The 25,497-nt window shown below is 68.7% G+C and carries 31 protein-coding genes, 1 tRNA gene and 1 pseudogene; 31 read left to right on the forward strand and 2 right to left on the reverse strand.

The window, feature by feature from the left end:
- Positions 1–130 precede the first annotated feature (130 nt).
- From IPP98_01660 to IPP98_01745, 18 genes and pseudogenes are all read left to right on the forward strand, one after another.
- Positions 131–733, forward strand: coding sequence for a CDP-alcohol phosphatidyltransferase family protein (locus IPP98_01660; GenBank protein ID MBL0177819.1), 603 nt, complete (start codon positions 131–133; stop codon positions 731–733).
- Positions 702–2,054, forward strand: a complete 1,353-nt coding sequence (locus IPP98_01665) for an inositol-3-phosphate synthase (GenBank protein ID MBL0177820.1) — start codon at positions 702–704, stop codon at positions 2,052–2,054. Before IPP98_01660 ends, IPP98_01665 begins: the two co-directional genes overlap by 32 nt.
- 117 nt (positions 2,055–2,171) lie before the next feature.
- On the forward strand, positions 2,172–2,462 hold the full coding sequence (locus IPP98_01670; GenBank protein MBL0177821.1) for a hypothetical protein: 291 nt from the start codon (positions 2,172–2,174) through the stop codon (positions 2,460–2,462).
- Between the two features lie 28 nt (positions 2,463–2,490).
- Positions 2,491–3,117 (forward strand): DUF47 domain-containing protein, encoded by a 627-nt coding sequence (locus IPP98_01675; protein MBL0177822.1) that lies wholly within the window; start codon positions 2,491–2,493, stop codon positions 3,115–3,117.
- 3 nt (positions 3,118–3,120) lie between these two features.
- Entirely contained in the window at positions 3,121–4,149 is a 1,029-nt protein-coding gene (locus IPP98_01680; protein MBL0177823.1) for an inorganic phosphate transporter, read from the forward strand.
- Between the two features lie 110 nt (positions 4,150–4,259).
- On the forward strand, positions 4,260–5,360 hold the full coding sequence (locus tag IPP98_01685) for a thiamine pyrophosphate-dependent dehydrogenase E1 component subunit alpha (GenBank protein ID MBL0177824.1): 1,101 nt from the start codon (positions 4,260–4,262) through the stop codon (positions 5,358–5,360).
- The gene (locus IPP98_01690) at positions 5,353–6,330 is read left to right on the forward strand and encodes an alpha-ketoacid dehydrogenase subunit beta (GenBank protein MBL0177825.1); all 978 of its coding nucleotides are present in this window, start codon (positions 5,353–5,355) and stop codon (positions 6,328–6,330) included. The genes IPP98_01685 and IPP98_01690 overlap by 8 nt, the downstream gene beginning before the upstream one ends.
- Positions 6,331–6,356: 26 nt before the next feature.
- The gene (gene sucB / locus IPP98_01695) at positions 6,357–7,718 is read left to right on the forward strand and encodes a 2-oxoglutarate dehydrogenase, E2 component, dihydrolipoamide succinyltransferase (GenBank protein MBL0177826.1); all 1,362 of its coding nucleotides are present in this window, start codon (positions 6,357–6,359) and stop codon (positions 7,716–7,718) included.
- A 2-nt stretch (positions 7,719–7,720) separates the two neighbouring features.
- Positions 7,721–8,038 (forward strand): hypothetical protein, encoded by a 318-nt coding sequence (locus tag IPP98_01700; GenBank protein ID MBL0177827.1) that lies wholly within the window; start codon positions 7,721–7,723, stop codon positions 8,036–8,038.
- Between the two features lies 1 nt (position 8,039).
- A complete protein-coding gene (locus tag IPP98_01705) occupies positions 8,040–8,306 on the forward strand; it encodes a hypothetical protein (GenBank protein MBL0177828.1) in 267 nt (88 codons plus the stop codon).
- Positions 8,303–9,139, forward strand: a complete 837-nt coding sequence (locus IPP98_01710; GenBank protein ID MBL0177829.1) for a PHP domain-containing protein — start codon at positions 8,303–8,305, stop codon at positions 9,137–9,139. Before IPP98_01705 ends, IPP98_01710 begins: the two co-directional genes overlap by 4 nt.
- Positions 9,136–9,873 (forward strand): SDR family oxidoreductase, encoded by a 738-nt coding sequence (locus IPP98_01715; GenBank protein ID MBL0177830.1) that lies wholly within the window; start codon positions 9,136–9,138, stop codon positions 9,871–9,873. The genes IPP98_01710 and IPP98_01715 overlap by 4 nt, the downstream gene beginning before the upstream one ends.
- Positions 9,870–10,607 (forward strand): hypothetical protein, encoded by a 738-nt coding sequence (locus tag IPP98_01720; protein ID MBL0177831.1) that lies wholly within the window; start codon positions 9,870–9,872, stop codon positions 10,605–10,607. Before IPP98_01715 ends, IPP98_01720 begins: the two co-directional genes overlap by 4 nt.
- 193 nt (positions 10,608–10,800) lie before the next feature.
- Complete coding sequence (gene trxB, locus IPP98_01725) at positions 10,801–11,781, forward strand: thioredoxin-disulfide reductase (protein ID MBL0177832.1); 981 nt, start codon at positions 10,801–10,803, stop codon at positions 11,779–11,781.
- 26 nt (positions 11,782–11,807) lie between these two features.
- A complete protein-coding gene (locus IPP98_01730; GenBank protein MBL0177833.1) occupies positions 11,808–12,425 on the forward strand; it encodes an MBL fold metallo-hydrolase in 618 nt (205 codons plus the stop codon).
- A 119-nt stretch (positions 12,426–12,544) separates the two neighbouring features.
- Positions 12,545–13,109 (forward strand): annotated as a pseudogene (locus IPP98_01735) (YceI family protein).
- Between the two features lie 230 nt (positions 13,110–13,339).
- Positions 13,340–14,761, forward strand: coding sequence for an aspartate ammonia-lyase (locus tag IPP98_01740; protein MBL0177834.1), 1,422 nt, complete (start codon positions 13,340–13,342; stop codon positions 14,759–14,761).
- Positions 14,758–15,933 carry an MFS transporter gene (locus IPP98_01745; GenBank protein ID MBL0177835.1) on the forward strand — a complete coding sequence of 392 codons (1,176 nt, stop codon included), beginning with the start codon at positions 14,758–14,760 and terminating at the stop codon, positions 15,931–15,933. The genes IPP98_01740 and IPP98_01745 overlap by 4 nt, the downstream gene beginning before the upstream one ends.
- 121 nt (positions 15,934–16,054) lie before the next feature.
- On the opposite strand, the gene IPP98_01750 is transcribed toward IPP98_01745, so the two are convergent.
- A complete protein-coding gene (locus tag IPP98_01750) occupies positions 16,055–16,408 on the reverse strand; it encodes a helix-turn-helix transcriptional regulator (protein ID MBL0177836.1) in 354 nt (117 codons plus the stop codon).
- A 358-nt stretch (positions 16,409–16,766) separates the two neighbouring features.
- Between IPP98_01750 and IPP98_01755 the strand changes: the two genes are divergently transcribed.
- The 3 genes from IPP98_01755 to moeB all read left to right on the forward strand — a co-directional run bounded on the left by IPP98_01755 (position 16,767) and on the right by moeB (position 19,067).
- Positions 16,767–17,282, forward strand: coding sequence for a hypothetical protein (locus tag IPP98_01755; protein ID MBL0177837.1), 516 nt, complete (start codon positions 16,767–16,769; stop codon positions 17,280–17,282).
- Positions 17,283–17,438: 156 nt separating this feature from the next.
- Positions 17,439–17,894, forward strand: coding sequence for an Rrf2 family transcriptional regulator (locus IPP98_01760; protein ID MBL0177838.1), 456 nt, complete (start codon positions 17,439–17,441; stop codon positions 17,892–17,894).
- Positions 17,895–17,906: 12 nt separating this feature from the next.
- Entirely contained in the window at positions 17,907–19,067 is a 1,161-nt protein-coding gene (gene moeB, locus IPP98_01765) for a molybdopterin-synthase adenylyltransferase MoeB (GenBank protein ID MBL0177839.1), read from the forward strand.
- A gap of 23 nt (positions 19,068–19,090) precedes the next feature.
- Here the strand turns inward: moeB and IPP98_01770 are convergent.
- A tRNA-Leu gene (locus IPP98_01770) sits at positions 19,091–19,174 on the reverse strand.
- A gap of 72 nt (positions 19,175–19,246) precedes the next feature.
- On the opposite strand from IPP98_01770, the gene smpB reads away from it, so the two are divergent.
- The 10 genes from smpB (at position 19,247) to rpsD (ending at position 25,464) form a co-directional block, all read left to right on the forward strand.
- The gene (gene smpB / locus IPP98_01775) at positions 19,247–19,741 is read left to right on the forward strand and encodes an SsrA-binding protein SmpB (GenBank protein MBL0177840.1); all 495 of its coding nucleotides are present in this window, start codon (positions 19,247–19,249) and stop codon (positions 19,739–19,741) included.
- Positions 19,738–20,958: an N-acetylmuramoyl-L-alanine amidase gene (locus IPP98_01780; protein ID MBL0177841.1), complete on the forward strand. Its 1,221-nt coding sequence runs from the start codon at positions 19,738–19,740 to the stop codon at positions 20,956–20,958. The genes smpB and IPP98_01780 overlap by 4 nt, the downstream gene beginning before the upstream one ends.
- Positions 20,958–22,307, forward strand: coding sequence for a hypothetical protein (locus IPP98_01785; protein ID MBL0177842.1), 1,350 nt, complete (start codon positions 20,958–20,960; stop codon positions 22,305–22,307). Before IPP98_01780 ends, IPP98_01785 begins: the two co-directional genes overlap by 1 nt.
- On the forward strand, positions 22,304–22,684 hold the full coding sequence (locus IPP98_01790) for a hypothetical protein (GenBank protein MBL0177843.1): 381 nt from the start codon (positions 22,304–22,306) through the stop codon (positions 22,682–22,684). The genes IPP98_01785 and IPP98_01790 overlap by 4 nt, the downstream gene beginning before the upstream one ends.
- Positions 22,581–23,171, forward strand: a complete 591-nt coding sequence (locus IPP98_01795; protein MBL0177844.1) for a hypothetical protein — start codon at positions 22,581–22,583, stop codon at positions 23,169–23,171. The genes IPP98_01790 and IPP98_01795 overlap by 104 nt, the downstream gene beginning before the upstream one ends.
- Positions 23,164–23,847 (forward strand): orotidine-5'-phosphate decarboxylase, encoded by a 684-nt coding sequence (gene pyrF / locus IPP98_01800; protein MBL0177845.1) that lies wholly within the window; start codon positions 23,164–23,166, stop codon positions 23,845–23,847. The genes IPP98_01795 and pyrF overlap by 8 nt, the downstream gene beginning before the upstream one ends.
- 77 nt (positions 23,848–23,924) lie before the next feature.
- A complete protein-coding gene (gene rpmJ / locus IPP98_01805; protein MBL0177846.1) occupies positions 23,925–24,041 on the forward strand; it encodes a 50S ribosomal protein L36 in 117 nt (38 codons plus the stop codon).
- A gap of 1 nt (position 24,042) precedes the next feature.
- Positions 24,043–24,423 carry a 30S ribosomal protein S13 gene (rpsM, locus tag IPP98_01810; protein MBL0177847.1) on the forward strand — a complete coding sequence of 127 codons (381 nt, stop codon included), beginning with the start codon at positions 24,043–24,045 and terminating at the stop codon, positions 24,421–24,423.
- Complete coding sequence (rpsK, locus tag IPP98_01815) at positions 24,424–24,825, forward strand: 30S ribosomal protein S11 (protein MBL0177848.1); 402 nt, start codon at positions 24,424–24,426, stop codon at positions 24,823–24,825.
- 3 nt (positions 24,826–24,828) lie between these two features.
- The gene (rpsD, locus tag IPP98_01820) at positions 24,829–25,464 is read left to right on the forward strand and encodes a 30S ribosomal protein S4 (GenBank protein MBL0177849.1); all 636 of its coding nucleotides are present in this window, start codon (positions 24,829–24,831) and stop codon (positions 25,462–25,464) included.
- Positions 25,465–25,497: the final 33 nt, after the last annotated feature.

Genomic DNA, 25,497 nt, shown 5'->3' on the forward strand with positions numbered 1-25,497 from the left:
CCTCGTCCCGTTACGTTTTGGCACCATTCCGCCGCCCCGACTGGGGCGGCGGAACTGTTGGGCCCACCCGGAACAGGGGCGCGTGGCGGCATTGGTATCAGCTGCGAGCAAGCGGATCTATCACGATGGCATGGCCCCGTTTGTTCGGGCCCTGCTCCGTGCCGGCGTCACCCCCAACACATTGACCACGGTCGGGGCGCTGTTGATCCTCGCCTCCGCGGTGGCATTCGGCGCGGGCGCCATTCGGTGGGGCGGGTTGCTCCTCCTGATCAGCGGCATGATCGACACCCTCGACGGGCAGGTGGCCCGACTGGGTGGGCAGGAGAGCCGCTTCGGCGCGTTCTACGACTCCACGCTGGATCGGGTGGGGGATGGGGCGTCGTTCATCGGGATCGCCGCCTATCTTATGCGGGCGCCGGATGTCCGGTGGCGGGACGGGGCGGTGGTGTTGTGCATGGTCGGGATCGTCGCCGCCCTGCTGGTGTCGTACATGCGCGCCCGTGCGGAAGGGCTCGGCCTGGAGTGCAAGGTCGGGATCGCCCAGCGGGCTGAACGGATTCTCGGGCTCGGACTCCCCACGCTGATCCTCGGCGCGGGACCTGGCGCCCTGGTGCTCACGGCGATTGTCGCCCTGCTCACCCTGTTGTCGCTCATCACCGTCGGTCAGCGGTTCGCCCACGTCCATCGGGAGACCGCCAACGATGCCCAGTCAAGGGGAACTACGCGTGGCTGATCAGAATGCCCGGACGATCGCTCCGGCCGAAGGCAAGCTCGGTGTCCTGTGTGTCGGCCTCGGCGCCGTCGCATCGACCTTCATCGCCGGCGTCGAGCTGGCCCGTCGCGGCCTCGCGAAGCCGACCGGCTCGCTGACGCAGCTGTCGACGATCCGGCTCGGCAAGCGCACCGACGGTCGCGCCCCGCTGATCAAGGACTTCGTCCCGATCACGCCGCTCAACGACCTCGTCTTCGGCGCCTGGGACCCGGTGCCCGACAACGCCTATCAGTCGTGCCTGCACTGCGGCGTCTTCGACAAGCACGAGCACGTCTTCCCGATCAAGGATTTCCTCGAGTCGATCACCCCGATGCCGGCCGTCTTCGACCAGCAGTACGTGAAGCGCCTGCACGGCACCAACGTGAAGCAGGGGAAGACCAAGCGCGAGCTCGCCGAGGCGCTCCGTCAGGACATCCGCGACTTCAAGCAGAAGACCGGCGTCGCGCGCTGCGTGATCGTCTGGTGCGCCTCGACCGAGATCTTCATCGTGGCCGGTCCGCAGCACCAGACCCTCGAGGCCTTCGAGGCGGCGATGGAAGCCAATGACCCGGCGATCGCCCCGTCGATGCTCTACGCCTACGCGGCGATCATGGAAGGGGTCCCGTTCGCCAACGGCGCGCCGAACCTCTCCTGCGACATCCCCTGCCTCGAGAAGTTGGCGCGCGAGAAGGGCGTCGCGATCGGCGGCAAGGACTTCAAGACCGGCCAGACGATGCTCAAGACGGTGCTCGCCCCGATGTTCAAGGCGCGCATGCTCGGCGTGGCGGGGTGGTACAGCACCAACATCCTCGGCAACCGGGACGGCGAGGTTCTCGACGATCCGGAATCGTTCAAGACCAAGGAAGAGTCGAAGCTCGGCGTGCTGGAGTACATCCTGCAGCCGCAGCTCTACCCCGAGTTGTACGCCAACATGTATCACAAGGTGCGGATCAACTACTACCCGCCCCGCGGTGACAACAAGGAAGGCTGGGACAACATCGACATCTTCGGATGGTGCGGCTATCCGATGCAGATCAAGGTCGACTTCCTCTGCCGCGACTCGATCCTGGCCGCGCCGCTGGTGCTCGACCTGGCGCTCTTCTTCGACCTGTCGCAGCGCGCCGGGATGAGCGGGGTGCAGGAGTGGCTCTCGTTCTACTTCAAGAGCCCCCAGGTCACGCCGGGTCTCTATCCCGAGCATGACCTCTTCATCCAGCACACCAAGCTGAAGAACACGCTGCGGTGGTTGATGGGCGAGGAGATGATCACCCACCTCGGCCAGGACTATCCCCACGGGGACTGAGCGAGTCGTCGTGGCAGGTGCCGCACCCAACGGGGCCACATTGTGGCCCCGTTGTTACATTCGCCCGCTTTTCCGGATTGCCCCAAATTCATCCGGACGGTAGCTTCTCCCGCTCACATGCAATACTTCCATCGGACCTCCGTGTCGCCCGACGCCGCCATCGCTGCGGCCGCCGCCTTCTTCGGCGCGCGCCTTGCTCCCACCGAGGAATCGCCCCGCCGACGCAGCTTCGCGGGCGCCCTCGGTGCCGTGCGCGTCTCCGCGCAGGCCGAAGGGGGGCATTACACGCGCATCACGGTGCGCACCGACCAGCCCGGTGAAAGCGAGCTCGACAAGCTCGCCAAGCGCTTCCTGGGCGAAGTCCATGTCCTCGCCGAGCCCGCGCACCAGCTGCGCGGCTCGTACTAGTTCGCCTCCGACCCGGTCCGTCGATCCCATGGCCATTCGCCTGTTGCCCCGCGACGAACGCTTCTTCGAGCTGTTCACCAAGCTGGCGACCACCACCGTCGAGGCCTCGCGTCGACTGATCGAGCTGTTCACCGAGCAGGGCGAGGCCCGCTGGGCGGCCGTGGAACTCATCAAGGCGCTGGAGCATGAGGCCGATGAGACCACCCACGCCATCGTCACCCGCCTGGACCGCTCCTTCATCACCCCGTTCGATCGCGAGGACATCCACGAGCTGGCCTCCCGCCTCGACGACGTGATCGACCGGATCGACTCGGTCGCTCGCCGCTCGCGGATCTTCCGGATCGACGAGGTCCCCGAGGGTGCGTTGCTGTTGTCGGAAGTGGTCCATCGTGCCGCCGTCGAAGTGCTCCGCGCCGTCGAGGCGCTGGAGAAGGGGCCGCCGTCCACCGTGCTGGCCGCCTGCCGCGACATCAAGCGACTCGAGGAAGAGGGCGACGCCCTGTACCATGAGTGGCTGGGGCGGCTCTTCGAGCCCGGCGCCGATCCGCTGATGGTCATCAAGTGGAAGGAGCTGTACGACACGCTGGAGAAGACCCTCGACAGCGCCGAAGACGCGGCAAACGTGCTGGAGTCGGTCACCATCAAGCACGGCTGATCCATGGATCACTCGATCGCGTTCGTGCTGCTGGTGGTGGTGGTGGCGCTGGTCTTCGACTTCATCAACGGCTTCCACGACAGCGCCAATTCCATTGCGACGGTAGTGGCGACCCGCGTCCTCACCCCGGGCGTCGCCGTCTTCTGGGCCGCCGGCTTCAACTTTCTTGCCGCCTTCGTCGTGGGCACCGCCGTCGCCAAGACGATCTCCAAGGGCCTCATCGACCCCAGCATCGTCACGCCGACGCTCCTCTGCGCGGCGCTGCTCGGCGCAATCACCTGGAATCTCGTCACCTGGTGGCTCGGCCTGCCGAGCTCCTCGTCGCACGCCCTGCTGGGCGGCTTCGCCGGCGCGGCGATCGCGAAGGCAGGGCCCGGGTCGATCATCCTGGCCGGCTGGATCAAGCCGATCGTGGGGATCGTCCTCTCGCCGCTCCTGGGCATGATCCTCGGCCTGCTCCTCTCGGTGATCTTCTCCTGGGCCCTCTGGAAGCGTGACGCGCGCACGCTCGACCGCTTCTTCCGCCGCGCCCAGCTGGTCTCGGCCGGTTTCTACTCGTTGGCGCACGGCTCGAACGATGCCCAGAAGACCATGGGCATCATCGTCGGGCTGCTGGTCGCGTCCCAGTCGCTCTTCGTGAATCAGACCGGCCTGCTGCATCACGCCTATCTGCCGACCGCCGACCACGTCCCGCTCTGGGTCGAGATGGCCGCCTATTCCGCAATCGCCGCCGGCACGGCGATGGGCGGCTGGCGGATCGTCAAGACGATGGGCAGCGGCATCACCAAGCTGCAGCCGTTCGGCGGCTTCTGCGCCGAAACCGGTGGCGCCATCACCGTCCTGCTGGCGTCCTCCCTTGGCGTCCCGGTCAGCACCACGCATACCATCACCGGCGCGATCGTCGGCGTTGGCGCGTCGCGGCGCCTCGCCGCCGTTCGCTGGGGCGTCGCAGGCCGGATCGTCTGGGCCTGGGTCCTCACCATCCCGTGCAGCGCGCTGGTGGCGGCAATCGTCTTCTGGGTCATCGGCTGATGACCCGTCCGGAGTAGCGCGGGGAACCACGCCCCGCGCTTGACCCACCTCGGGTGACGGTCGAAGTTTCCCGCCGCACCACGTCCCCGACCCGAGGCAGCCGCATCCGCATGGCCGAACCCAGCGTCACCGCCGACCACGCCCCGCCGGACGGCCTCACCCGCGAACAGCTGTTGGCGCTCTATCGCTGGATGCGCCTCACGCGCACCCTCGAGGAGCGGCTCGTCGCGCTCTATCGCCAGACCAAGGTGGTGGGTGGCCTCTTCCGCTCGCTCGGGCAGGAGGCGTGCGCGGTCGGCTCGGCCTTCGCCCTCGAGCGTCGCGACGTCCTCTCGCCCCTGATCCGCAACCTCGGCTCGATGCTCGTCAAGGGCGCGACGCCCGTCGAGATCCTCCGCCAGTACATGGCGAAGGGCGATTCGCCGACCCGGGGCCGCGAGCTCAACATCCACTTCGGCGACGTCGAGGAGCGGCACTTCGTCGGCCAGATATCGCACCTTGGTGACATGGTGCCGGTGATGGCGGGCGTGACGCTGACGTTCAAGTTGCGCGAGGAGGACCGCGTCGGGCTGGTGTACGTCGGTGACGGCGCGACCAGCACCGGCGCCTTCCACGAGGGGATCAACTTCGCCGCGGTGCAGCGCTGTCCGTTGATCGTGGTGGTCGAGAACAACGGCTACGCCTATTCGACGCCGACCTGCCGGCAGACCGCGGCGGCGCAGTTCGTCGACAAGGCGATCGGCTACGGCATTCCCGGCGTGCGCTGCGACGGCAACGACATACTTGAGGTCTACCGGGTGACGCGCGACGCCGTGGCGCGGGCGCGCAGCGGCGGCGGCGTGACGTTGCTGGAACTGTTGACCTACCGGCGGAAAGGGCATGCGGAGCATGACAACCAGAGTTACGTCGCCCCCGGCGAAATCGAGCACTGGGCCGCAACCAACGATCCGATCGATCGCTACATCGTGCGGTTGACGAACGAATTCGGCTTCACGCCCGCTGAACTGGCCGATGTCGACGCCGACGTGGCGCGCGAGGTCGACACCGCGACGGACGTGGCGGAGCAATCGCCGGCATGTGATGGCCCCGATGCGCTGGTGGGCGTCTATGCCGACCCACCGCGGATGCCATCGCTCTGGTTCCGTGACGGCGTCGGAAGCGCGGTCGATGCGCACGAACGGCCCGCAGGCTGGGGGACGCACGATGGCTGAGATCACCTTCCTCGAGGCCATCCGCGAGGGAATCGCGGAGGAGATGGAACGCGACCCGTCGGTCTTCCTCCTGGGCGAGGACATTGGCGGCTTCGGCGGTGCCTTCAAGGTGACCGAAGGGCTGCAGGCGCGCTTCGGCGAGAAGCGCGTCATCGACACGCCGATCTCCGAGGCCGGGATCGTCGGGGCGGCGGCCGGCGCGGCCCACTACGGCATGCGGCCGGTGGTGGAGATGCAGTTCATCGACTTCATCTCCTGCGCCTACGACATGCTCACCAACTACGTCGCCACGGCACGCTACCGTGCGTTCCTGCCCTGCCCGATGGTGGTCCGCGGCCCCTCCGGCGGGTACGTCCGCGGCGGGCCGTTCCATTCGCAGAATCCGGAGGCCGCCTTTCTCCACACGCCGGGGCTCAAGATTGCCTACCCGGCGACGGCCGAGGATGCCAAGGGGCTGATCAAGTCCGCGATCCGGGACGCCGACCCGGTACTCTTCTTCGAGCACAAGTATCTCTACCGGCGGATCAAGGGGACGATGCCCGCGGGCGACCACCTCGTCCCGTTCGGCAAGGCCCGCGTGGCCCGGGAAGGGAAGGACTTGACCATCGTGACCTACGCGGCCACGGTCTGGAAGGCGCTGGAGGCGGCCGAGCAGTTGGCGGCGGAGGATGGCCTCTCGGTGGAGGTGCTCGACCTCCGGACCTTGCTTCCGATGGACCACGAGGCGATTGTCGCCTCGGTGAAGAAGACCAACCGCGTGCTGATCGTGCACGAGGACACCGTGACCGGCGGCGTGGCCGGCGAGATCACGGCGCAGATCAGTGAACGCTGTTTTGAATGGCTGGACGCACCGATCCGCCGCGTCGCAGCCCATGACGTGCCCCTGCCGTACGCTCCACCGCTGGAGGACTTCGTCCTCCCGCAGACATCGGACATCGTGCGCGCGAGCCGTTGGCTCGCCGCCTACTGAAAGACTGGACCAACGAGGGAGTCGGGATGGCTCGCATTGACGTGATCATGCCCCAGATGGGTGAATCCATCACCGAAGGGACGATGTCGCGGTGGATCAAGCAGGTCGGCGACGCGGTGAAGCGCGATGAACCGATCTTCGAGATCTCCACCGACAAGGTGGACGCCGAGATCCCCGCGCCGAACGCCGGCGTGTTGGTCGAGGTTCTCGTCACCGAAGGGCAGACCGTCTCGGTCGGCACCGTCGTGGCGCGGATCGACACCGAAGCCGCGGCCGGCGCTGCGGTGCCCGCCGCCCCGGCCCCAGCCGCCGCGCCGGCGGCCGCCCCGACGCCGGCTCCCGCGGCTGCCGCGCCCACGCCAACGCCAGCTCCCGCGCCAAAGGCCGCCCCGGCCCCGGCCCCGGCCGCGCCGGGCGCCGAGGAGACGGCGGAACAGCGACTGCAGCGGAAGTCGACGCCACTCGTCCGGAAGATGGTCGAGGAGCATGGCCTCGACCTGGCGCAGATCCCGGGCAGCGGCTCGGCTGGTCGCGTCACCAAGACGGACGTCCTCTCCTTCCTCGAGACCGGTGCGCCGGCGGCGCCCAGTGCGCCCACCGTGCCGGCTCCCGCCGCCGCGCCGGCTGCCGCCGTCGCGGTGCCCGCCGCACCCCGCGCGCCGTCGCCCGCCGTCGAAGCCTGGGAAGGCGATCGGGTGGAACCGTGGGGGCGCGTCCGCAAGCTGACCGCCGATCACATGATCATGTCGCGGCGCGTCTCCGCGCACGTGAACTCGTTGATGGAGATCGACTACACCCACGTCGCCGGCATCCGGAAGCGGCTCAAGGGCGAGTTCGCCGAGCGCGGGGTGAACCTGACGTACCTGGCGTTCATCGTGAAGGCGATTGCCGACAATCTCCGCAAGCATCCGGTCGTGAATGCGGCGATTTCCGGCGACAACACGATCTACCGCCGCGACATCAACGTCGGCATCGCGGTCGCCCTGGACTGGGGGCTCATCGTTCCGGTGATCAAGCATGCCGATGAGCTCTCGCTGCTCGGCGTCGCCCGCTCGATCCAGGATCTCGCCGAGCGCGCGCGCACCAAGAAGCTCGCCCCGGACGACATCCAGAAGGGCACCTTCACGATCACCAATCCGGGCGGTTTCGGCACCTACGTCGGCACGCCGATCATCAACCAGCCGCAGGTGGCGATCCTCGCGATCGGTGCGATCGAGAAGCGCCCCTCGGTGATCACGCTGCCCGACGGCAGCGATGCCCTCGGCATCCGCACCAAGGGGATGTGGTGCATGGCCTACGACCACCGCATCGTCGATGGCGCCGATGCCGATCGCTTCCTGGCCGACGTCCGCGCGACGCTGCACGCCTTCCCCGAGCAGCAGGGGTAGGCGTGTCTCGGGTGCTGACGGCGGTGCAGGTGGCCGTCAGTCCGGCGCAGGAAGCCGAGTGGCTGGCGACGGTGCATGCGCTGGCCACTCGGCTCGTCACCCGGGGGATGCACCTCTGGGTCTTTCGTGCCCGCGACGAGGCCGGCGCCTTCCTCGAGTTCACCGAGGGCAAGGACGACGCGCAGCACCGGCGACATGGTCCCGCCGACGCCGAGGAGGCGCGGCTCGAGCGCCGACTGCTGGAACTCGCGCACTATCCCACCACTCCGGTGCCGGTGTGGGAGGAAGTCCCCTCTCCATCGCCCGACGCAAGGAGCTGAGATGGCCCGTCGTATCACCGATCTGCAGGGCACAACGTGGCGCGTCGCCTTGAGTGGGCGCTCCACCATGTATGGTCACGACGAACTCTCGCTCGAATTCCGTCCCGTGGAATCGCCGACCCAGGTGCGCTACTGCCGCTACTCGCCGCAGGGTGCCAAGGCCGGGGAGCTCGCGCTCGACGAAAGCAGCGATCGGGAACTGCTCTCCCTGCTCGCCTCGGCCCAGCCCGCGTGGACGTCGCCGGATGGGGACTACGGCCGGACGTGATTGATCTCCACTGCCACTCCACGGCCTCCGACGGGCATCTGCCGCCCGCCGAGGTCGTGAAGCACGCCGCCCAGATCGGGCTCAGCGCGATGGCGCTGACGGACCACGACACGCTCGACGGGCTCGTCGAGGCGACCGCCGCCGGCGCCGAGCTCGGCGTGCGCGTGGTGGGCGGCTGCGAATTTTCCGTCGCGGCAACCTGGGGCGAGATGCACCTGCTCGGCTACTTCCTGCAGCCGGGCGACCGCGACATCGAACACTTCCTGGTCTCGGCCCGAACGGATCGGAGTCGGCGCGCACGCGAGATGGTCACGCGCCTCGTGGGGCTCGGCGTGCGGATCGGCTACGACGACGTGGAGCGCGAGGCCGATGGCGGGGCCGTCGGACGCCCGCACGTGGCGCGCGCCCTGTTGCGCCTCGGTCTGGTGACGACGGAGCAGCAGGCCTTCGACAAGTATCTGGGGCGCGGCCGCCCCTGTTTCGTCGACAAGGCGCTGCCGACCCTCCGCGAAGTCGCCGATCTCGTCCATGCGCGCGGCGGCATCGTCTCCGCTGCCCACCTGAAGTGGCACGGCACGAAGGTGACTCTGGCGGCGCTGCAGCTCGACGGGCTCGATGCCGTGGAGACGCGGCACCCCAGTCACGACGGCGAGACGCGCGCCACCATCACTGAGGCGGCGGCCGCGCTCGGTTTGGCGCGCAGCGGCGGCTCGGATTGGCATGGCGAGTTCGGTGCGGCCGCTGGTCATTCGCTGCTCGGCGCGCAGGAAGTGCCGGATGAATGGCTCGACGAGCTCGAGGCGCGCCGGCCGACCGGAGCACGCGCCGCGTGAGCACCCAGCCGCGACGCGTCGCCTTGGTGACCGGCGGGGCGCGTCGTCTCGGTCGGGCCTTCACCGAGGCACTCGCCGAGGATGGCCTGGCAGTGGCGGTGCACTACGGCCGCGCAGCCGAGGAGGCCGACGAGGTGGTTGCCGGGATCCGCCAGGCGGGCGGGGAAGCGGAGGCCTTCGGCGCCGACCTCCGCGATGCCGACGCGGCGAAGACATTGCCGGGCCGGGTGGTGGCCCGCTTCGGGCGCCTCGACGTCCTGGTCAACTCCGCTGCCGAAATGGAGCGGCGCACGGTTGAGGAGACCACGGTCGAGGAGTGGGACGCCACGATGGCGCTCAATCTCCGTGCGCCGTTCTTGGTCGCGCAGCAGGCCGCGCCGCACCTCAAGGCGACCCAGGGTCGCATCGTCAACATCGCGGATCTCAGCGGCTTCGAACCATGGCGCCATTACGTCGCGCACTCGGTGAGCAAGGCGGGTGTCGTGATGCTGACCAAGGTGCTGGCCGTGGCACTCGCCCCGGAGATCACCGTCAACGGGATCGCACCCGGCACCGTGCTCGTCCCCGACGACTACGACGATGCCCGACGCACCTTCCTCAGCGAGACGACCCCGCTCGGCAGACTCGGGACCCCAGGCGATGCGGTCGCGGCGCTGCGCTACCTCGTGCACCACGCGCCGTTCGTCACCGGCGAGACCATCGTCGTCGACGGCGGCCGCCTCCTCAGGCGATGATCGCCCTCGGGGACGTGGCCATCATCGGTGGTGGCTGCTACGGTTCCTTCTACGCCACACAACTTGCGAAGGCACACGCCAAGGGAGCCGTCAGCTGGCGTCGACTCCTGATCATCGATCGCGCCGTCGATTGCGCCATTGTCGCAACACTGCCGACGATCCCGCGTGCCGAGTTGGTCGTCGCCGAGTGGGGCGCCTTCCTCGATGACTGGCTCGAGGACGCGACGCGGCAGGACGACGATCAGATCGTCCCCTCGCCGCTGATGCCGCACCTGCTGGCCCAATGGCTGACTCGGCGCGCTGCCGAGGCGTGGCCGCGGCACACCGTCGAGATGGTGAAGGCGGAGGCCGAGGTGGGTACACCCTTCGATTGGCTGCATCCCGTTGACGGCGTGCGCTACGTCTCCTTCGCCGATTGGCTCTGCCCCACGCACTGTATCGAGCCCGCCACCTGTCCGGTGATCGCCGCGCCCCGCACCTGGGAGATGGGCGACGCGGTCACGGCGTGGACGGAGGCGCGCCGGGCCGAGCGGCCCACGGCCGGACCCGCGCTCTTCACCTGCCGCCACATGGTCCACGGCGTCGGGATGTATCGCGCGCGCCTCGCCTTCGAAGGATTCGCCGCGCTTGCCGAGCAGATGGCGGAGACGCCGACAGGGGCCGACCTGGTCGTGGGGTCGGTGTCGGCGTGTCATGGAGCGGTGGGGGTGCTGAGAGTGAACGGGGAACGGTGAACGGTGAACGGGGGCGATGGTGAGGGGTGAGGGGTCAGGGGGTGTGCCCTTCGTCCCCTCCTCCCTCCTCACCCAGCGCGGCCGCTGGCCGCGCCCCGTTCCCCGTTCACCGTTCACCCGCCCCGGAACCCACCCCACCCCCCAATCGTTCTATATTCGCCACGCACCATACGACCCTTTTCCGGATCTCCGCATGCGCACCGAAACTCTTGTCATCATCGGCTCAGGCCCTGCCGCCTGGACCGCCGCCATCTATGCGGCCCGCGCCAATCTCGACCCCGTGGTCTATGAGGGCGAGCCGTCGCGCGAGATGATCCCGGGCGGCCAGCTGATGTGGACCACCGACATCGACAACTTCCCCGGCTTCCCCGAGGGCGTCGATGGGCAGGGGTTGATGGAGCGGATGAAGGCGCAGGCCGTGCGCTTCGGCACGCGCGTGGTGAGCGAGAACATCGCCTCGGTGGATTTTGCGCAGCGCCCGTTCACGCTGCGGCCGAGTTGGAGCGAGCCGGTGCAGGCCCAGTCGGTCATCGTGGCGACCGGCGCCCGGGCCATCTGGCTGGACGTCCCCAACGAGGCGCGTCTGGCGCAGAGCGGTGGCGGCGTCTCGGCCTGCGCGGTCTGCGATGGTGCGTTGCCGTTCTTCCGGAACAAGGTGCTGGCCGTCGTCGGCGGAGGAGACTCCGCGATGGAAGAGGCAACCTACCTCACCAAGTTCGCGCAGCAGGTGATCATCATCCATCGCCGAGGTTCCTTCCGCGCCTCGAAGGTCATGGCGGAGCGCGCGCTCAACCATCCGAAGATTCGCGTGGAGTGGAATTCGGAAGTCACCGCAGTCATCGGTGAGGACGAGATCACCGGCGTGGTCGTTCGCGACACCGTGACGGGAGAGGAGCGGACGCTGGTGGTCGGAGGTCTGTTCGTCGCGATCGGACACACGCCGAACACCGCGTTTCTCGGCGGTCAGATCGCCACCACACCGAAGGGCTACATCGAGACGCCGGTGTCGTGGCGCACCGAGACGAACGTCGCCGGCGTCTTCGCGGCCGGGGATGTGATCGACGAGTACTACCGTCAGGCGATCACCTCGGCGGGGAGCGGCTGCATGGCGGCGCTGGAGGCGGAGCGGTGGTTGGCGCACCACGGGCTCGAGCCCGTCGCCACGCCTGCGTGACGGCCACGGCCGGGCTCGGGACCGCGGTGATCACCACCGGGGGATTCGTGCAGAACTGCTGGTTGCTCTGGGACGTGGCGAGCGGCGAGGCGGTGGTCGTCGATCCCGGGGAGGGCAGTGACGAGATTCTCGCGGCGATCGACGCACGCGGTCTGGTGGTGCGCGCGATCTGGCTCACCCATGCGCACATCGATCACATTCTGGGCGTGACGGCGCTGCGCGAGGCCACCGGTGCGCCGGTCTGGTTGCATCCCGCCGATCGCCGCTGGTATGACGCGCTCCCGGAACAGGGCCGCTTTTTCGGCATCACCGGGCTCGAACCGCTGGCGCCCCCCGAGCACGACCTGGCCGAAGGCGACGAGGTCGCTGTTGGGGCGTATCGCTTCCTGGTGCGCCACACCCCCGGCCACGCGCCAGGGCACGTCGCCTTCCTGGGGCACGGGGTCGCGGTCGCGGGCGATGTCCTCTTCGTCGACTCGATTGGCCGAACCGATCTGGCGGGGGGTGACCTCCCGACTCTGCTCCGGAGCATCTCCGACGTCCTGCTGCCCCTTCCAGACGAGACGCGCGTCCTCCCCGGACACGGCCCCGAGACGACGATCGGCCGCGAGCGGCGGCTGAACCCCTTCCTTCAGCAGCGCTAGGACCGGACCGGCCACCTCAATGGGGTCGCGTGCCGGAGCATACTTGACAGGTAAAGCTTTGTTATGTACAATTGTGTTGTCAACACGTATTATCGTAACCACGTTTTCTGGAGCTGCCCATGACCGCCACCACCGTTGCCACTGCCACCCCGGTCCGGACCTGGAAGATCGACCCGTCGCATTCGGCGGTGGAGTTCTCGGCCCGCCACCTGATGATCACCACCGTCAAGGGTCAGTTCGCCGAGTTCGACGGGGGTGATCGGCTTCGACCCGGCGTCGCCCGACAGCGGCACGGCGCAGGTGACCATCGCCACCTCGAGCATCACGACCCGCTCGGCGGATCGCGATACCCACCTCCGCTCGCCTGACTTTCTCGATGTCGAGCAGTTCCCGTCGATTTCCTTCGTGTCGACCGGCGTCGAGGACGTCTCCGCCGATCACACCACCTTCACGGTGGTCGGTGACCTGTCAATCCACGGCGTGACCCGTCCGGTGCGACTCGCGACAACCTTCGAGGGGCAGGGGGCCGATCCCTGGGGGAACACGCGCGCCGCGTTCCTGGCCACCGCCACGATCGACCGCCGCGATTTCGGGCTGGTCTGGAACGCCACGCTCGAGAGCGGAGGCGTGCTGGTGAGCAACGAGATCAAGCTGACGCTGGATGTGCAGGCGATTGGGGCCTGATCGGCGGTGAACGGTGAACGGGGCGCGGCCTGCGCCCCCGCTGGGTGAAAGGTGAAACGGGACGGCACACATGCCCCCGTTTCACGTTTCACGTCTTACCGTCTTTCCCGTTCACCGTTCACCGTTCACCGTTCACCGTTCACTCCCCGCCGCCGTTCACCTTCCGCCCCCGCGCCCTTAAGCTTCCCCCGGCCTCCGGGCCGGAACCTTCACCAGGACGCGATGCCCTCATGTCATTCCGCACCGAAAAGGACCCCCTCGGCGAAAAGCAGGTCCCCGCCGACGCTCTCTACGGGATCCAGACCCTTCGCGCCGTCGAGAATTACCCCATCTCCGGACTGCGCCCCCTCGCCGGCTTCGTCGAAGCGGTGGTGATGATCAAGCGCTCCGCCGCCGTCGTCCACAAGCACACTGGCCGCCTCGAGCCCGAGTTTGCCGACGCGATCATTCAGGCCGCCGATGAAGTCCTCGCCGGGCAGCACCGCGACCAGTTCGTCGTCGATCCGTATCAGGCCGGTGCCGGCACCTCGCACAACATGAACTGCAACGAAGTGCTCGCGAATCGCGCCAACGAGATCCTCGGTGCCCCCCGCGGTGCCTACGCGCCGGTGCACCCGAACGATCACGTCAACATGGCGCAGTCGACCAACGACGTCATCCCGACGGCGATGCGCCTCGGCACGCTCCGCGCGCTGCCGAAGCTGCTGGCGTCGCTCGATCAGCTGGCCGAGGCCTTCCTCGCGAAGGGAAAGCAATTCGACCATGTGATGAAGTCGGGGCGGACGCACCTGCAGGATGCCACGCCGATTCGCCTGGGCCAGGAGTTCACCGCCTACGGTCACACGGTGGCCCGGCACCGCGCCAAGCTGGCGCAGGCCGCCGACTGGCTCCGCCCGATGAACATCGGCGGCAGCGCCGTCGGCACCGGCATCAACGTGGAAGTCGTCTATCCCGGGCTGATGGTGACCGAGATGAGCCGACTCTCGGGCGTCGCGCTCGAGGTCTCGCCCGATCGCATCCAGCTGATGCAGTCGATGGGCGACATCGCCACGTTCAGCGGCGCCATGCGCGCCTTCGTGCTCGACCTCTGCAAGATCGCCGATGACATCCGCCTGCTCGCCTCGGGGCCGCGCACGGGGCTCGCCGAGATCATCCTGCCGGCGGTGCAGCCGGGGTCGTCGATCATGCCGGGGAAGATCAATCCGTCGATCGCCGAGATGGTCAATCAGGTCTGCTATCAGCTGCTCGGCTTCGACACGACGGTGGCGATGGCGGCGAAGGCGGGCGAACTCGAGCTCAACGTGATGATGCCGGTCATCACCCACAACGTCCTCTTCGGCATGGAAATCCTCAGCAACACTGCCCGGGTGTTCGCCGAGAAGTGCATCAGCGGCATCGAGGCGGACGAGGCGATGTGCGCGCATTGGCTGGAGCGCTCGCCGGCATTGGTGACGGCCCTGATGCCGAAGATCGGCTACGCCGAATCGGCGAAGCTCTCCAAGGAGGCGCTCGCGACGGGCAAGACGGTGAAGCAGCTGGTCACCGACAAGAAGGTGCTCGAGGGGAAGGAGCTGGACGAGGTGCTCGACCTCCGCGCGATGACCGAGCTGGGCGTGCCGGGCGGTGGCAAGGGCGTGCCGGTCAGCGGGTGATCGACACCGACGCCGCCCGATGGCGGCGGCTCGCGCTGCTCGCGCTCGCCGTCGTCGGGGGGATGTCCACCTGGTTTGCGGGGAGCGTCGCCGCTCCACTCCGCGCAGCCGACCTCGCCCTCACCCCGGGCGAGGTCGGTTGGCTTGTATCAACCGTGCAGCTCGGCTTCGTCGTCGGCACGCTGGTGATCGCAGTGTTCAACATCGCCGACGTGGTGCCCGGGCGCCGACTCTTCGCGGTGTCGGCGGTGGGTGCCGCGATTGCAAACGCGGCGCTGCTGGTCGCGCCCACCCTCCCGTGGCTCGTCGCCTCCCGGCTCGTCACGGGACTCTGCCTGGCCGGCGTGTACCCACCCGCGATGAAGATGGCGGCCACCTGGTTTCGTCAATCGCGCGGTCTCGCGATCGGCAGCGTGGTGGGTGCGCTCACCATTGGCAAGGCGCTGCCCTATCTGCTGCAGGGGAATGGCGCCGTCGTCATCGAGCTGGTGGTGCTGGTCCCGTCCGTCGCCGCCCTCGCGGCGGCCTTTCTCATCGGCACCACCTGGCAGGACGGGCCGCATGCCTTCCCGGCCAGGCCATTTCACTGGGGGCTGATCGGCGAGGTGGTGCGCGACCGACCGCTGCGCCGAGTCACCGGCGGCTACCTCGGTCACATGTGGGAACTGTATGCATTCTGGGCGTGGGTGCCGGGCTTCCTGACGGCGGCTGCGGCGGCGCGTGGCGAGGGAGCGGCCGCGCATGGGACGGCGGCCTTCACGATCGTCGGGATCGGCGCCCTCGGCTGCGTGGGCGGTGGGTTGCTGGCCGACCGCTTCGGGCGGCGTCAGGTGGTGCGTGGGGCCATGCTGGTCAGTGGCACGCTCGCGGCGCTTTCCCCGCTGCTCTTCGGCGCACCGACCTGGCTGCTGATGATTGCGCTGCTCGTGTGGGGAATCGCCGTGATCGCCGACTCGGCGCAGTTCTCCGCACTCGCCACCGAACTGGCGCCCCCGCACGCCGTCGGCACGGCGCTCGCGCTGCAGACCTCGCTCGGCTTCCTGCTCACCATCGCCAGCATTCAACTCGTGCCGATGCTCGCCGACACGCTCGGATGGCGCTGGGCGCTGGCGGTGTTGGCGGTGGGGCCGTTTGCGGGGGTGGTGGTGATGCGGAAGGGAAGTGAAGGGTGAACGGCAAACGGGAGAGAGGGTGAGCCGTAAAACGTGAAACGGGTGCCGATGGCGGACAGCTGCTCACGTTTCACCTCTCACGTTTCACGCCCCCGTCCCCGTCCCCGTCCCCGTTCCCCGTTCACCGTTCACCGTTACTCCCCCCTCCCAACCCATTCAGGAAGAACCCCGCCAGTTCCGCCCTCCCACTCTGCCCGGACTTGTCGTAGACCGAGACGGCATGCTGTCGAACGGTCCGTTCCGAGCGACCGGTGCGGCTGGCGATCTCCTTGTGGCCCAACCCCTGAAGCAGGAGGAGGGCGACCTCGTGTTCGGCGGGGGTGAGTTCCCATTTCGTGAGTTGGGCGGTGACCGCCTCGCCGAACGATCGAACGGCGCCTTCCGCGCTCGCGCGCCAGGCATCCCGTTCGACCTGCCGCTCGTCGAGGGAGCGACGGGTGTGCCGGAGCTCGGCCGAGACGGCGCGCCACCGCAGCCAGAGGAAGGTGGCGAGCGTGGCGCTGGTCAGGACCAGGGCGACTTCGAGGAGGATATGGGCCGACCACCACGACGTCGGCTCGTCCATGAGGAGATCGACGACGCCCCCGATGCCAACCAAGGCCAGGACGCCGATGACCAGGGCATCCAGGGCGGCAGGGGCGGGCGGGTCGTCGGGGCTGGATGACGGCTGAAGTGGCATCCGGCAAATGTCGGAGTGTCATCCCGCCACCACAAGGCGGACGGATGCCGGATGGTGACGCCGCCCGTTCCCCGGCAGCTTGGGCCCACGTGATCGGCGAGGGGGCGTCATTCGGGCGTGCCACTGCCGGTCCAGTCAGCCAGGAGCGCCCACCATGTTCGCCGATCTCCTCCCCGTCCCACTCCACCCGGCCATCGTGCACCTGCCGATCGCCTTCGCGGTGCTGCTGCCACTCTTCGCGCTCGGTGGGCTGCTCGCCGTCCGTCGGGGGGCGTCGCCTCGCGCCGCCTGGGGGATCACCGTCGCCATGGCGGCGGCCCTGGTCGCCACCGGGCTCATCGCCAAGGAAACCGGCGAGGATGGGGAGGACCGGGTCGAGCAGATCGTCCCCAAGGCTGCCTTCGAGGCCCACGAGGAGGCGGCGGATCGCTTCGTCGTGATCGGCGTGGCGGTCTTTGCCCTCAGCCTCCTCGGGCTCCGGCGGGACGCCATTGGCAATGCCGGGCGCATCGTGACCACCTTGGGGACCGTGGCTGTTCTGGCCGCGGGTTACTCGGTAGGGCACGCTGGCGGGCAGCTGGTGTATCAGCACGGAGCCGCCTCGGCCTATGCCCAGGCCCCAGGGGGAAGCGCGCCGACTGGGGTTGGGGAGGTCGAGGAAGGGGAGTGATCTGGGGAAGGAAAGCGATTCTGCCACCAGAACGGTCGGAATCGCTTACCTTCCGGGGGTAGGGAGCTGGGAATGACCCTACTCGATCATTCACCCTTTACCTCCGACCCCCCCTGTCGACATCACCGCCATTCGGAGCAAAGTGATTTTATGCGCGTGACCACGTGGACTGAATACTCGCTGATCATTTCGCTGCACCTGGCACGGCGTCGCCGTGACGGTGCCCGCGCGATCGCCGCCCGCGAACTTGCAGAACTTGAGAAGCTCCCGCCGGACTATGTCGAACAGATCCTCCTGCGCCTTCGCCGCGGCGCGCTGGTCGAATCGATTCGCGGCGCCAAGGGCGGCTATCTCCTGGCCCGCGACCCCGAAGGCATCACGGTACATGATGTCATGACGGCGTCGGAGCACCAGACGTTCGAGATGAATTGCGCGACGCACCCGGTCAATTCCGAGCGCTGCTCCCCGACGACCGCCTGCTCGATCCGCCCCGTCTGGCAGGCGCTGCAGGGTCGCATCGACGAACTGCTGCTGTCGATCACGCTCGCGGATCTGTTGGCCAATGACGAGGCCCAGCTCCCGACGCTGGTCACGCTCCAGCACACGACCTAGCCCGTGCGGCGCATTGCGCCGCACCCCTCGCCTGTGACCAGACTCTCTTCCGACGAACTCCAGCGCTACGCCCGGCATCTCACCCTCCCTGAAGTGGGGGTGGCCGGGCAGGAGCGCCTGTCATCAGCGCGCATTCTCCTGATCGGTGCTGGCGGCCTCGGCTCGCCGGCGGCGCTCTACCTCGCGGCCGCTGGCATCGGGACGCTCGGCATCGTCGATGCCGATGTCGTCGATGCCTCGAATCTGCAGCGGCAGGTGCTGCATGACACGCCATCGATTGGCCACCTCAAGGTTGTCTCGGCGAAGGCGCGCCTCGAGGCGCTCAATCCGTTCGTGCGTGTCGAACCGATCGCGGAACGGCTGACCGCGGCCAATGCGCGCGCGATCATCGCACGGTACGACCTCGTCATCGATGGCAGTGACAACTTCCCGACCCGCTATCTCGTCAACGATGCCTGCGTGCTGGAGGGGAAGCCGTTCGTCTACGGTTCGATCTTCCGTTTCGAGGGGCAGCTCTCGCTGTTCGGGGTGCGCGGGGGACCGTGTTACCGCTGCCTCTTTGCGGAGCCGCCGTCGCCTGAGCTGGTGCCGTCGTGTGTCGAGGCGGGCGTGATCGGGGTCCTGCCGGGCCTCATTGGCACCCTGCAGGCGCTCGAGGCCATCAAGTGGGTGCTCGGCATCGGACGATCCGCGGCGGGCCGCCTGCTGCTCGTGGACGCGCTGGCGCTCACGGTGCGGGAGATCGCCGTGGCGCGTGACCCGGCCTGCGCCGTCTGTGGCGATGCCCCGAGCGTGACCACCTTGGTCGACTACGACGCGTTCTGTGGCCTGACGCCGCTGGCGATGGCGGATGGGGACGGGGAGATCACGCCGACCGCGCTGGCGCGCGCCCTCGGGGCGAGCGAACTCCCGGTCCTGCTCGATGTGCGGGAAATGTGGGAGGTGGCGATCGCCGTGCTGCCGGGCTCCACCGTCATCCCTTTGGGTGAGCTCCCGGCCCGGTTGCGCGAACTCCCCACGTCGCGGCCGATCGTGACGGTCTGCCACCACGGTCTCCGCTCGGCCGCCGCCCGCGACCTGTTGCGGCGCGCGGGGTTTCCACATGTGACAAGCCTCGCCGGCGGAGTGGACGCCTGGGCGAGGCTTGTGGACCAGCAGATGGCTCGGTACTGACCGGCGGTGCCGGGTCCTGCGAGTGCCGAAGGGGGGACTCGAACCCCCACGGGCTTGCGCCCACTGCGCCCTGAACGCAGCGCGTCTACCAGTTCCACCACTTCGGCGAGGCGGCAAACCTAGTCCCGTCGCGGCCCGAGCGTCAAGCAGTCGACCCAATCGTCCGTTACTTTCGAAGCATGGCTCCCAAGGACACCGCCCCCGCCGCCGAGCCCAAGGCTCGCCTCTCCGTCGCCCGCAACCCCAAGGCGACGTATGACTATTTCGTCCTGGACACGATGGAAGCGGGCGTGGTGCTGACCGGGACCGAGGTGAAGTCGTTGCGTCGGCGGGGGGCGTCGATCAAGGAAGCCTTCGCTCGCGTCTACAAGGGCGAGGTCTGGCTCGAGGGGATGAACATCACCCCGTACGAACAGGGCAATCGCTACAACCACGATCCGGTGCGCTCCCGCAAACTGCTGCTGCACAAGAAGGAGATTGAGAAGTTGATCGGTTCCGTCGAGCGGCAGGGGCTCTCGCTGGTGCCGCTCGAGCTCTACTTCCTCGGTGGTCGCGCGAAGATCCAGCTCGCCCTCGCGCGGGGCAAGAAGGCGCACGACAAGCGCGAGACCCTCAAGAAGCAGATCGCCACGCGCGAGATTGCGCGCGCGGCATCGTGGAAGGGACGCCAGTGAATCGGCCTGCGCTCCTCACCGGCGCCCTCGCGCTGATGTTCGTGGGGGCCCCACCGGCCCGCCTGCAGATCAACACCGCGCGGGGCGCCGTGAGCGTGCCGTTGACGCAGCTGGCGGGCGAGGGGCCGTTGGTGCCGCTCGCCGCGCTCGCGTCGGCGCTGGCCGGCCGCGTCGAAGGCCGTGATTGGGTCACCCTGACGGCAGGGCGCGCGAGCTACCGCTTCCTGGTGGGGACGACCGTCGTGCAGGATGGGACCGTGCTGCGCAATCTCCCCGCGGCGACGCGTCGCCGGAACGACACCGTCTTCGTGCCGCTGGCCTTTGTGGCCGATGTGCTGGCCGACCCCGCGCGGCGCGCGTGGACCTACTCGCCGCTGACGACCACCCTGGCGGAGCTCCCGGCCGGCACGCCGATCGTGACCCGGCCCGCGCGTACCACGACCGGTGCCGAGGAACGCGCCCGCCTCCCCGACGGATTGCGCCCAGGGCATCAGGTCACCATCGACGCCGGCCATGGCGGCACCGACGCCGGCAACCCGGGGCTTCAGTTTCCGCGCGGGATCCACGAGAAGGACGTGACACTCGCGGTGTCGCTCAAGCTGCGCGCCGAGCTCGAGCGGCGCGGCGTGCGCGTCACGATGACGCGTACCACCGACACGCTCATCAATCTCAACCATCGCGCGCCGCGGTACTGTGGCGGCAGCTGCGACCTCTTCGTGTCGGTGCACGTGAACTCCCTCGACAAGCGCCCCGGCTACGACCGCGTCCGCGGTTTCGAGACCTACTTCCTCGCCGACGCGAAGACCGCCGACGCGGCCCGCGTGGCCCGGATGGAGAACGACGCCATCCGCTTTGACCTGCCCGATACCGATGCCCCCGCGCTCGGCAAGCTCGACTTCATCATCAAGGACCTGCAGACCAACGAGTTCCTGCGGGAATCGGCGCGCGCGTCGGAGCTGGTGCAGTCGCACATTCGCGAGGTGCACACCGGCCCCGATCGCGGCGTGAAGCAGGCCGGCTTCGCGGTGCTCGCCTCGGCGCGACGCCCCGCGATCCTGATCGAGCTCGGCTACAGCACCAACCCCGAGGACGGCAAGCTGATGTCGAGTCCGGACGGTCAGGCCGCGCTCGCCGATCGGATCGCCGACGCGATCGTCGCCTACCTGCGCGAATACGACCGCCGCACTGGCGACGCGCAGCGCGGGTTGGAAAAGTGATGCGTCGCCTCCTGGTCGGCGTGGTACTGCTCAGTGGCTGCACCTGGTCGAACTCGCTCTACCAGGCGCGTCGTCTGGCGGCCGAGGGCGAGGCCGCGGCGCGCAACGGACAGGCGTTCGAGGCACAGCGCGCCTGGGACCTGGCGGGCGTCAAGGCCGACTCCGCCTATGCGCGCGCGCACGGCGTCGGGCGCGGCGCGGCAGAGGCGCTCTGGGTGCGCGGCCGCTCCGAAGCGCGGCGACCCGATTGCCCGGCCGCGATCGCGACCCTCGATCAGGCGCTGATCGCGCTGCCGAACGCACCATGGCGTGAGGGGCTGCTGCTGGAGCTCGGCCGCTGCCGCGCGGCGATGGGTGACCCCTCCGCCGGGGCGCACTTCGCGGAACTGCTCCAGAGCCGTGATCCCGCCCGGCGTCGAGAGGCGCACCTCCGCGCCGGTCATCTGGCCGTGCAGGAGCAGCGGTGGAACGAGGCGCTCACCCTGCTCGCCGGCGAGGACACGGCATCGGCACGCGTCGATCGCGCCGTCGCGCTGAGCGCGTTGGGCCGGACCGACGAGGCCCTCCAGGTGGTGGCGCCGCTGCTCCTCGTGGCCGACAGCACCGTCGCCTGGGAACCGCTGGTCCGACACTTCGCCGCGCACAGCACCGCTGATGCCGATCGTTTCCTCGAACGACTCTCGGCGCAACCCACGGCCAATGACGTGCGCCGCAGTGCCTGGCTGTTCGCCGCCATCGACGCGGGACTGCCAGTCGACCCGGTTGCCGCGGAGCGGCACTTCCAGTCGCTCGTGCGGTTGCCTGCGTCGCGGAGTGTGAACGAGGGTCGGCTCCGGATCGCCGAGTATCGCGTGGGGCAGGCCACTTCCATGCGTGGACTGCAGTCGGCGCTCGACGCCTTGGGCAATCTCGGCACCGGCAGTGGACTCGCCGCCGCGCGGATCGCGGAACTCCAGCGCATCGGCGGGCAGATGGTCGCGGAACACGACTCGCTGGTGGTGGGGAAGGGTGCCGGCGACCTCACGCTCTTCGCGCTGGCGGAGGTCGCCCGCGATTCGCTGCGGGCGCCGGCGCTGGCGTCGTCGCTCTGGTGGCAACTCGAGCAGGGGTGGCCGGCGTCGCCCTTCGTGCCGAAGGCGCTGATGGCGCGGATGGCGATCGTCCCCGATTCAACCGAGGCGTTGCGCGGCCGCCTGGTGGCGATGACGGCGAGCCCCTACCTGGCCTTTGCGCGAGGGGAAAACGACCCGCGATTCGTGCAACTCGAAGACTCGCTCGGCGACTTCATCACCGCGCGGGCGCGACGGCTCGCCGCCGCCGCGGCCGCCGCGCAGGCGGACAAGGAGTGAGCGGACTCGCGCGTGAGGTCGCCGGCATCCGCTTCGCCAATCCGGTGCTGCTGGCCTCCGGGACGGCGGGATACGGCCGGGAATTGCTCGGCGTCGCCGACTTGTCGTGTCTTGGCGGGCTGGTGACCAAGGCGGTGTCGCTCGCGCCGCGGGCGTGGCAATGCCGCGCCACGCGTCGCCGAGTTCCACGGGGGGATGCTCAACTCGATCGGGCTCGCCAATCCCGGCGCCGATCAGGTTGCGCGCGACGAGCTGCCGTGGCTCCTCGCCAACGTGCGCGGGCCGCAGGTGCTGGTGAACGTCGTCGGCTTCACGATCGAGGAGTATGCCGAGGTCATTGCGCGGCTGGAGTCGGTCAATGGCCACGCCGGGTATGAACTCAACCTCTCCTGCCCCAACACCTCGGCGGGCGGCGTCGAGTTCGGTGCCGATCCCGACTCGGTCCGTGCGGTGGTCTCGCGATGCCGTGCGGCGACGACGCGCCCGCTCTTTGCGAAACTCTCGCCGGCGTTGCCCGACATCCCGTCGATCGCCGCGGTGGCCCACGACGCGGGTGCCGACGGCATCACGCTGGTGAACACGATGCCCGGGTACCTCTTCGACGGCGATGCGCCGCGGCTGGGGAACGGCTTCGGTGGGGTGAGTGGCCCGGCGCTCTTGCCGACCGGCGTGCTGGCGGTCAAGCGCACCGCCGCCCGACTTCCGGGCGTGCCGATCATCGGCGTGGGTGGCGTTCGATCGGCCGCTGAGGTGCGGGATTATTTGCGTGCCGGGGCGACGCTGGTCGCCATCGGCACGGCCGGGCTCGCCGACCCTCGGTGCCCGGAACGGATCGTCAGAGCATTGGAGCAGCACGGTGGCTGAGCTCATTGTCGCATTGGATCTTCCTGACGCCCCCACGGCGGTGGCGCTGCTCGATCTCCTGCCGGACCGCTGTCCGGTCAAGGTGGGGTCGGTGCTGATGACCCGGGCGGGGAGCGGCTTCGTGCGCTCCCTGGTGGCGAACGGCCATCCGGTCTTCCTGGACCTGAAGTGGCACGACATCCCCAACACGGTGCGTGGCGCCGTCGAGGCCGCCCTCGACCTCGGCGTCTCGATGGTCACCGTCCATGCGCTCGGCGGGCCGGCGATGATCGAGGCGGCCGCCAAGGCCGCCGGCGACCGCCTCAGCGTCGTCGCGGTGACGGTCCTGACCTCGCACACCCCGGCGGAGTTCGCGGCCGTGACGGGGCGCCCGGGGGTCGTCGCGGGCGATGAGGCGGCCCGGCTGGCCACCATGGCGATGGCGGCCGGGGCGGATGGCGTGGTCTGCTCGGCCGAGGAGCTGGCGGCCGTGGTGCCGGCGGTGCGAGGGGGCCGAGTGGTGGTCCCGGGGATCCGCCGGGCCGAGGATGCCGTGGGGGATCAGGCCCGGATCGCGACGCCGGAGGCAGCGCTGGCCGGGGGGGCGACCGACCTGGTGGTGGGGCGACCAATCACCTCGGCGGCGGACCCGGCGGCCGCGTATCTTGCCTTTCGACAAGTGTTTGCGGCAAAATGATGCACGGGGTTGCGTGTCGCTGATCCCGCCGGTATCTTGTCGTGCTGTCCCGCAACCCTAGGGTCCGGAGTTCAATCGTGAAGGTTCGTTCGAGCGTGAAGCCGATTTGCGAGAGCTGTCGGGTGGTGAAGCGTCGGGGCGTGACGCGCATCATCTGCAAGCGCACCCCCAAGCACAAGCAGCGGCAGGGATAACATGGCGCGTATTGCTGGTGTAGACCTTCCGCGCGAGAAGCGCGTCGAAATCGGTCTGACGTACATCTTCGGGATCGGCAAGGTGACGAGCAAGAAGCTCCTCGCCGAGACCGGGATCTCGCCTGACACCCGTGTGCGTGACCTGTCGGAGGCCGAAGTCGGCCGTCTGCGGCAGATCATCGAACGGACCGTGAAGACCGAGGGCGCGCTGCGCACCGAGGTCGCGATGAACATCAAGCGGCTGATGGACATCGGCAGTTACCGGGGCATCCGCCACCGGCGGGGGCTGCCGGTTCGCGGTCAGCGCACCCATACCAACGCCCGGACGAAGAAGGGCCCGCGTCGGGCCATCGCCGGCAAGAAGAAGGCGACGAAGAAGTAAATGACCGCACCCACTACTGCACCTCGGTCGGGCGCCAAGCGCTCGAAGAAGATTGTCGAGTCGGAGGGGATGGTCCACATCTCCGCGACCTTCAACAACGTGTTGATCACCATCACGGACCTGCGCGGCAACACGATCGCGTGGGGCACCGCCGGCAAGGCGGGGTTCAAGGGCTCGAAGAAGTCCACCCCGTTCGCCGCCACGGTGGCCTCCGAGAACTGCGCCCGCGAGGCGCTGAATCTCGGACTCCGCAAGGTGCACGTCCGCGTCCAGGGTCCCGGGAGCGGTCGCGAGTCGGCCATTCAGGCCCTCGCGTCGGTCGGTCTCAAGGTGGCGTCGATTCGCGACGTGACCCCGATTCCCCACAATGGGTGCCGTCCGCCCAAGAAGCGGCGGGTCTGAGCCATGGCACGATATACTGGACCGGCCTGCCGTCTGTGCCGTCGCGAAGGGACCAAGCTGTTCCTCAAGGGGACCCGCTGCCTCACCGAGAAGTGCGCCGTCGAGCGCCGGGCGTATCCGCCGGGCCAGCACGGCCAGAACGCCGGGCGTGGCCGCAAGACGTCCGAGTACGCCAAGCAGCTGCGTGAGAAGCAGAAGGTGAAGCGGATGTATGGGCTCACGGAGACCCAGTTCCGCACCATCTACACGCGCGCCTCGCACCTGCCGGGCGTCAAGGGCACCAACCTGCTGGTGGCGCTCGAGACCCGCCTGGACAACATCGTGTACCGGATGGGCTTCGCCTCGTCCCGTCGCGCGGCGCGTCAGCTCGTCCGTCACGGCCACGTGGAAGTGAACGGGCGCAAGCTCGACATCCCGAGCTACAAGGTGCTGCCGGGCCAGGAAGTCCGTGTCGCACCGGCCGATCGCGAGTTGCTCGCGGTCAAGGTGGCCCAGGATGCCGCGTCGCGTGGCGCCATGGTTTCCTGGCTCTCGGTGGATGCCGAGAAGGCCGCCGGCCGACTCCTCGAACTGCCCACCCGCGACGCCATTCCGGTGAACGCGACGGAGCAGTTGATCGTCGAGCTCTACTCGAAGTAAGAAGGGGAACACGCGGCCGATGAGCATTGACCT

The organism is Gemmatimonadota bacterium (assembly GCA_016720805.1).
Lineage (GTDB): Bacteria > Gemmatimonadota > Gemmatimonadetes > Gemmatimonadales > GWC2-71-9 > Palsa-1233.

Excerpts from the sequence above, each read along its gene's own strand:
- IPP98_01660 (MBL0177819.1), top strand. The coding sequence starts at position 131 with ATGGCCCCGTTTGTTCGGGCCCTGCTCCGTGCCGGCGTCACCCCCAAC.
- IPP98_01665 (MBL0177820.1), top strand. The coding sequence starts at position 702 with ATGCCCAGTCAAGGGGAACTACGCGTGGCTGATCAGAATGCCCGGACG.
- IPP98_01670 (MBL0177821.1), top strand. The coding sequence starts at position 2,172 with ATGCAATACTTCCATCGGACCTCCGTGTCGCCCGACGCCGCCATCGCT.
- IPP98_01675 (MBL0177822.1), top strand. The coding sequence starts at position 2,491 with ATGGCCATTCGCCTGTTGCCCCGCGACGAACGCTTCTTCGAGCTGTTC.
- IPP98_01680 (MBL0177823.1), top strand. The coding sequence starts at position 3,121 with ATGGATCACTCGATCGCGTTCGTGCTGCTGGTGGTGGTGGTGGCGCTG.
- IPP98_01685 (MBL0177824.1), top strand. The coding sequence starts at position 4,260 with ATGGCCGAACCCAGCGTCACCGCCGACCACGCCCCGCCGGACGGCCTC.
- IPP98_01690 (MBL0177825.1), top strand. The coding sequence starts at position 5,353 with ATGGCTGAGATCACCTTCCTCGAGGCCATCCGCGAGGGAATCGCGGAG.
- sucB (MBL0177826.1), top strand. The coding sequence starts at position 6,357 with ATGGCTCGCATTGACGTGATCATGCCCCAGATGGGTGAATCCATCACC.
- IPP98_01705 (MBL0177828.1), top strand. The coding sequence starts at position 8,040 with ATGGCCCGTCGTATCACCGATCTGCAGGGCACAACGTGGCGCGTCGCC.
- IPP98_01720 (MBL0177831.1), top strand. The coding sequence starts at position 9,870 with ATGATCGCCCTCGGGGACGTGGCCATCATCGGTGGTGGCTGCTACGGT.
- trxB (MBL0177832.1), top strand. The coding sequence starts at position 10,801 with ATGCGCACCGAAACTCTTGTCATCATCGGCTCAGGCCCTGCCGCCTGG.
- IPP98_01740 (MBL0177834.1), top strand. The coding sequence starts at position 13,340 with ATGTCATTCCGCACCGAAAAGGACCCCCTCGGCGAAAAGCAGGTCCCC.
- IPP98_01755 (MBL0177837.1), top strand. The coding sequence starts at position 16,767 with ATGTTCGCCGATCTCCTCCCCGTCCCACTCCACCCGGCCATCGTGCAC.
- smpB (MBL0177840.1), top strand. The coding sequence starts at position 19,247 with ATGGCTCCCAAGGACACCGCCCCCGCCGCCGAGCCCAAGGCTCGCCTC.
- IPP98_01785 (MBL0177842.1), top strand. The coding sequence starts at position 20,958 with ATGCGTCGCCTCCTGGTCGGCGTGGTACTGCTCAGTGGCTGCACCTGG.
- rpsM (MBL0177847.1), top strand. The coding sequence starts at position 24,043 with ATGGCGCGTATTGCTGGTGTAGACCTTCCGCGCGAGAAGCGCGTCGAA.
- rpsK (MBL0177848.1), top strand. The coding sequence starts at position 24,424 with ATGACCGCACCCACTACTGCACCTCGGTCGGGCGCCAAGCGCTCGAAG.
- rpsD (MBL0177849.1), top strand. The coding sequence starts at position 24,829 with ATGGCACGATATACTGGACCGGCCTGCCGTCTGTGCCGTCGCGAAGGG.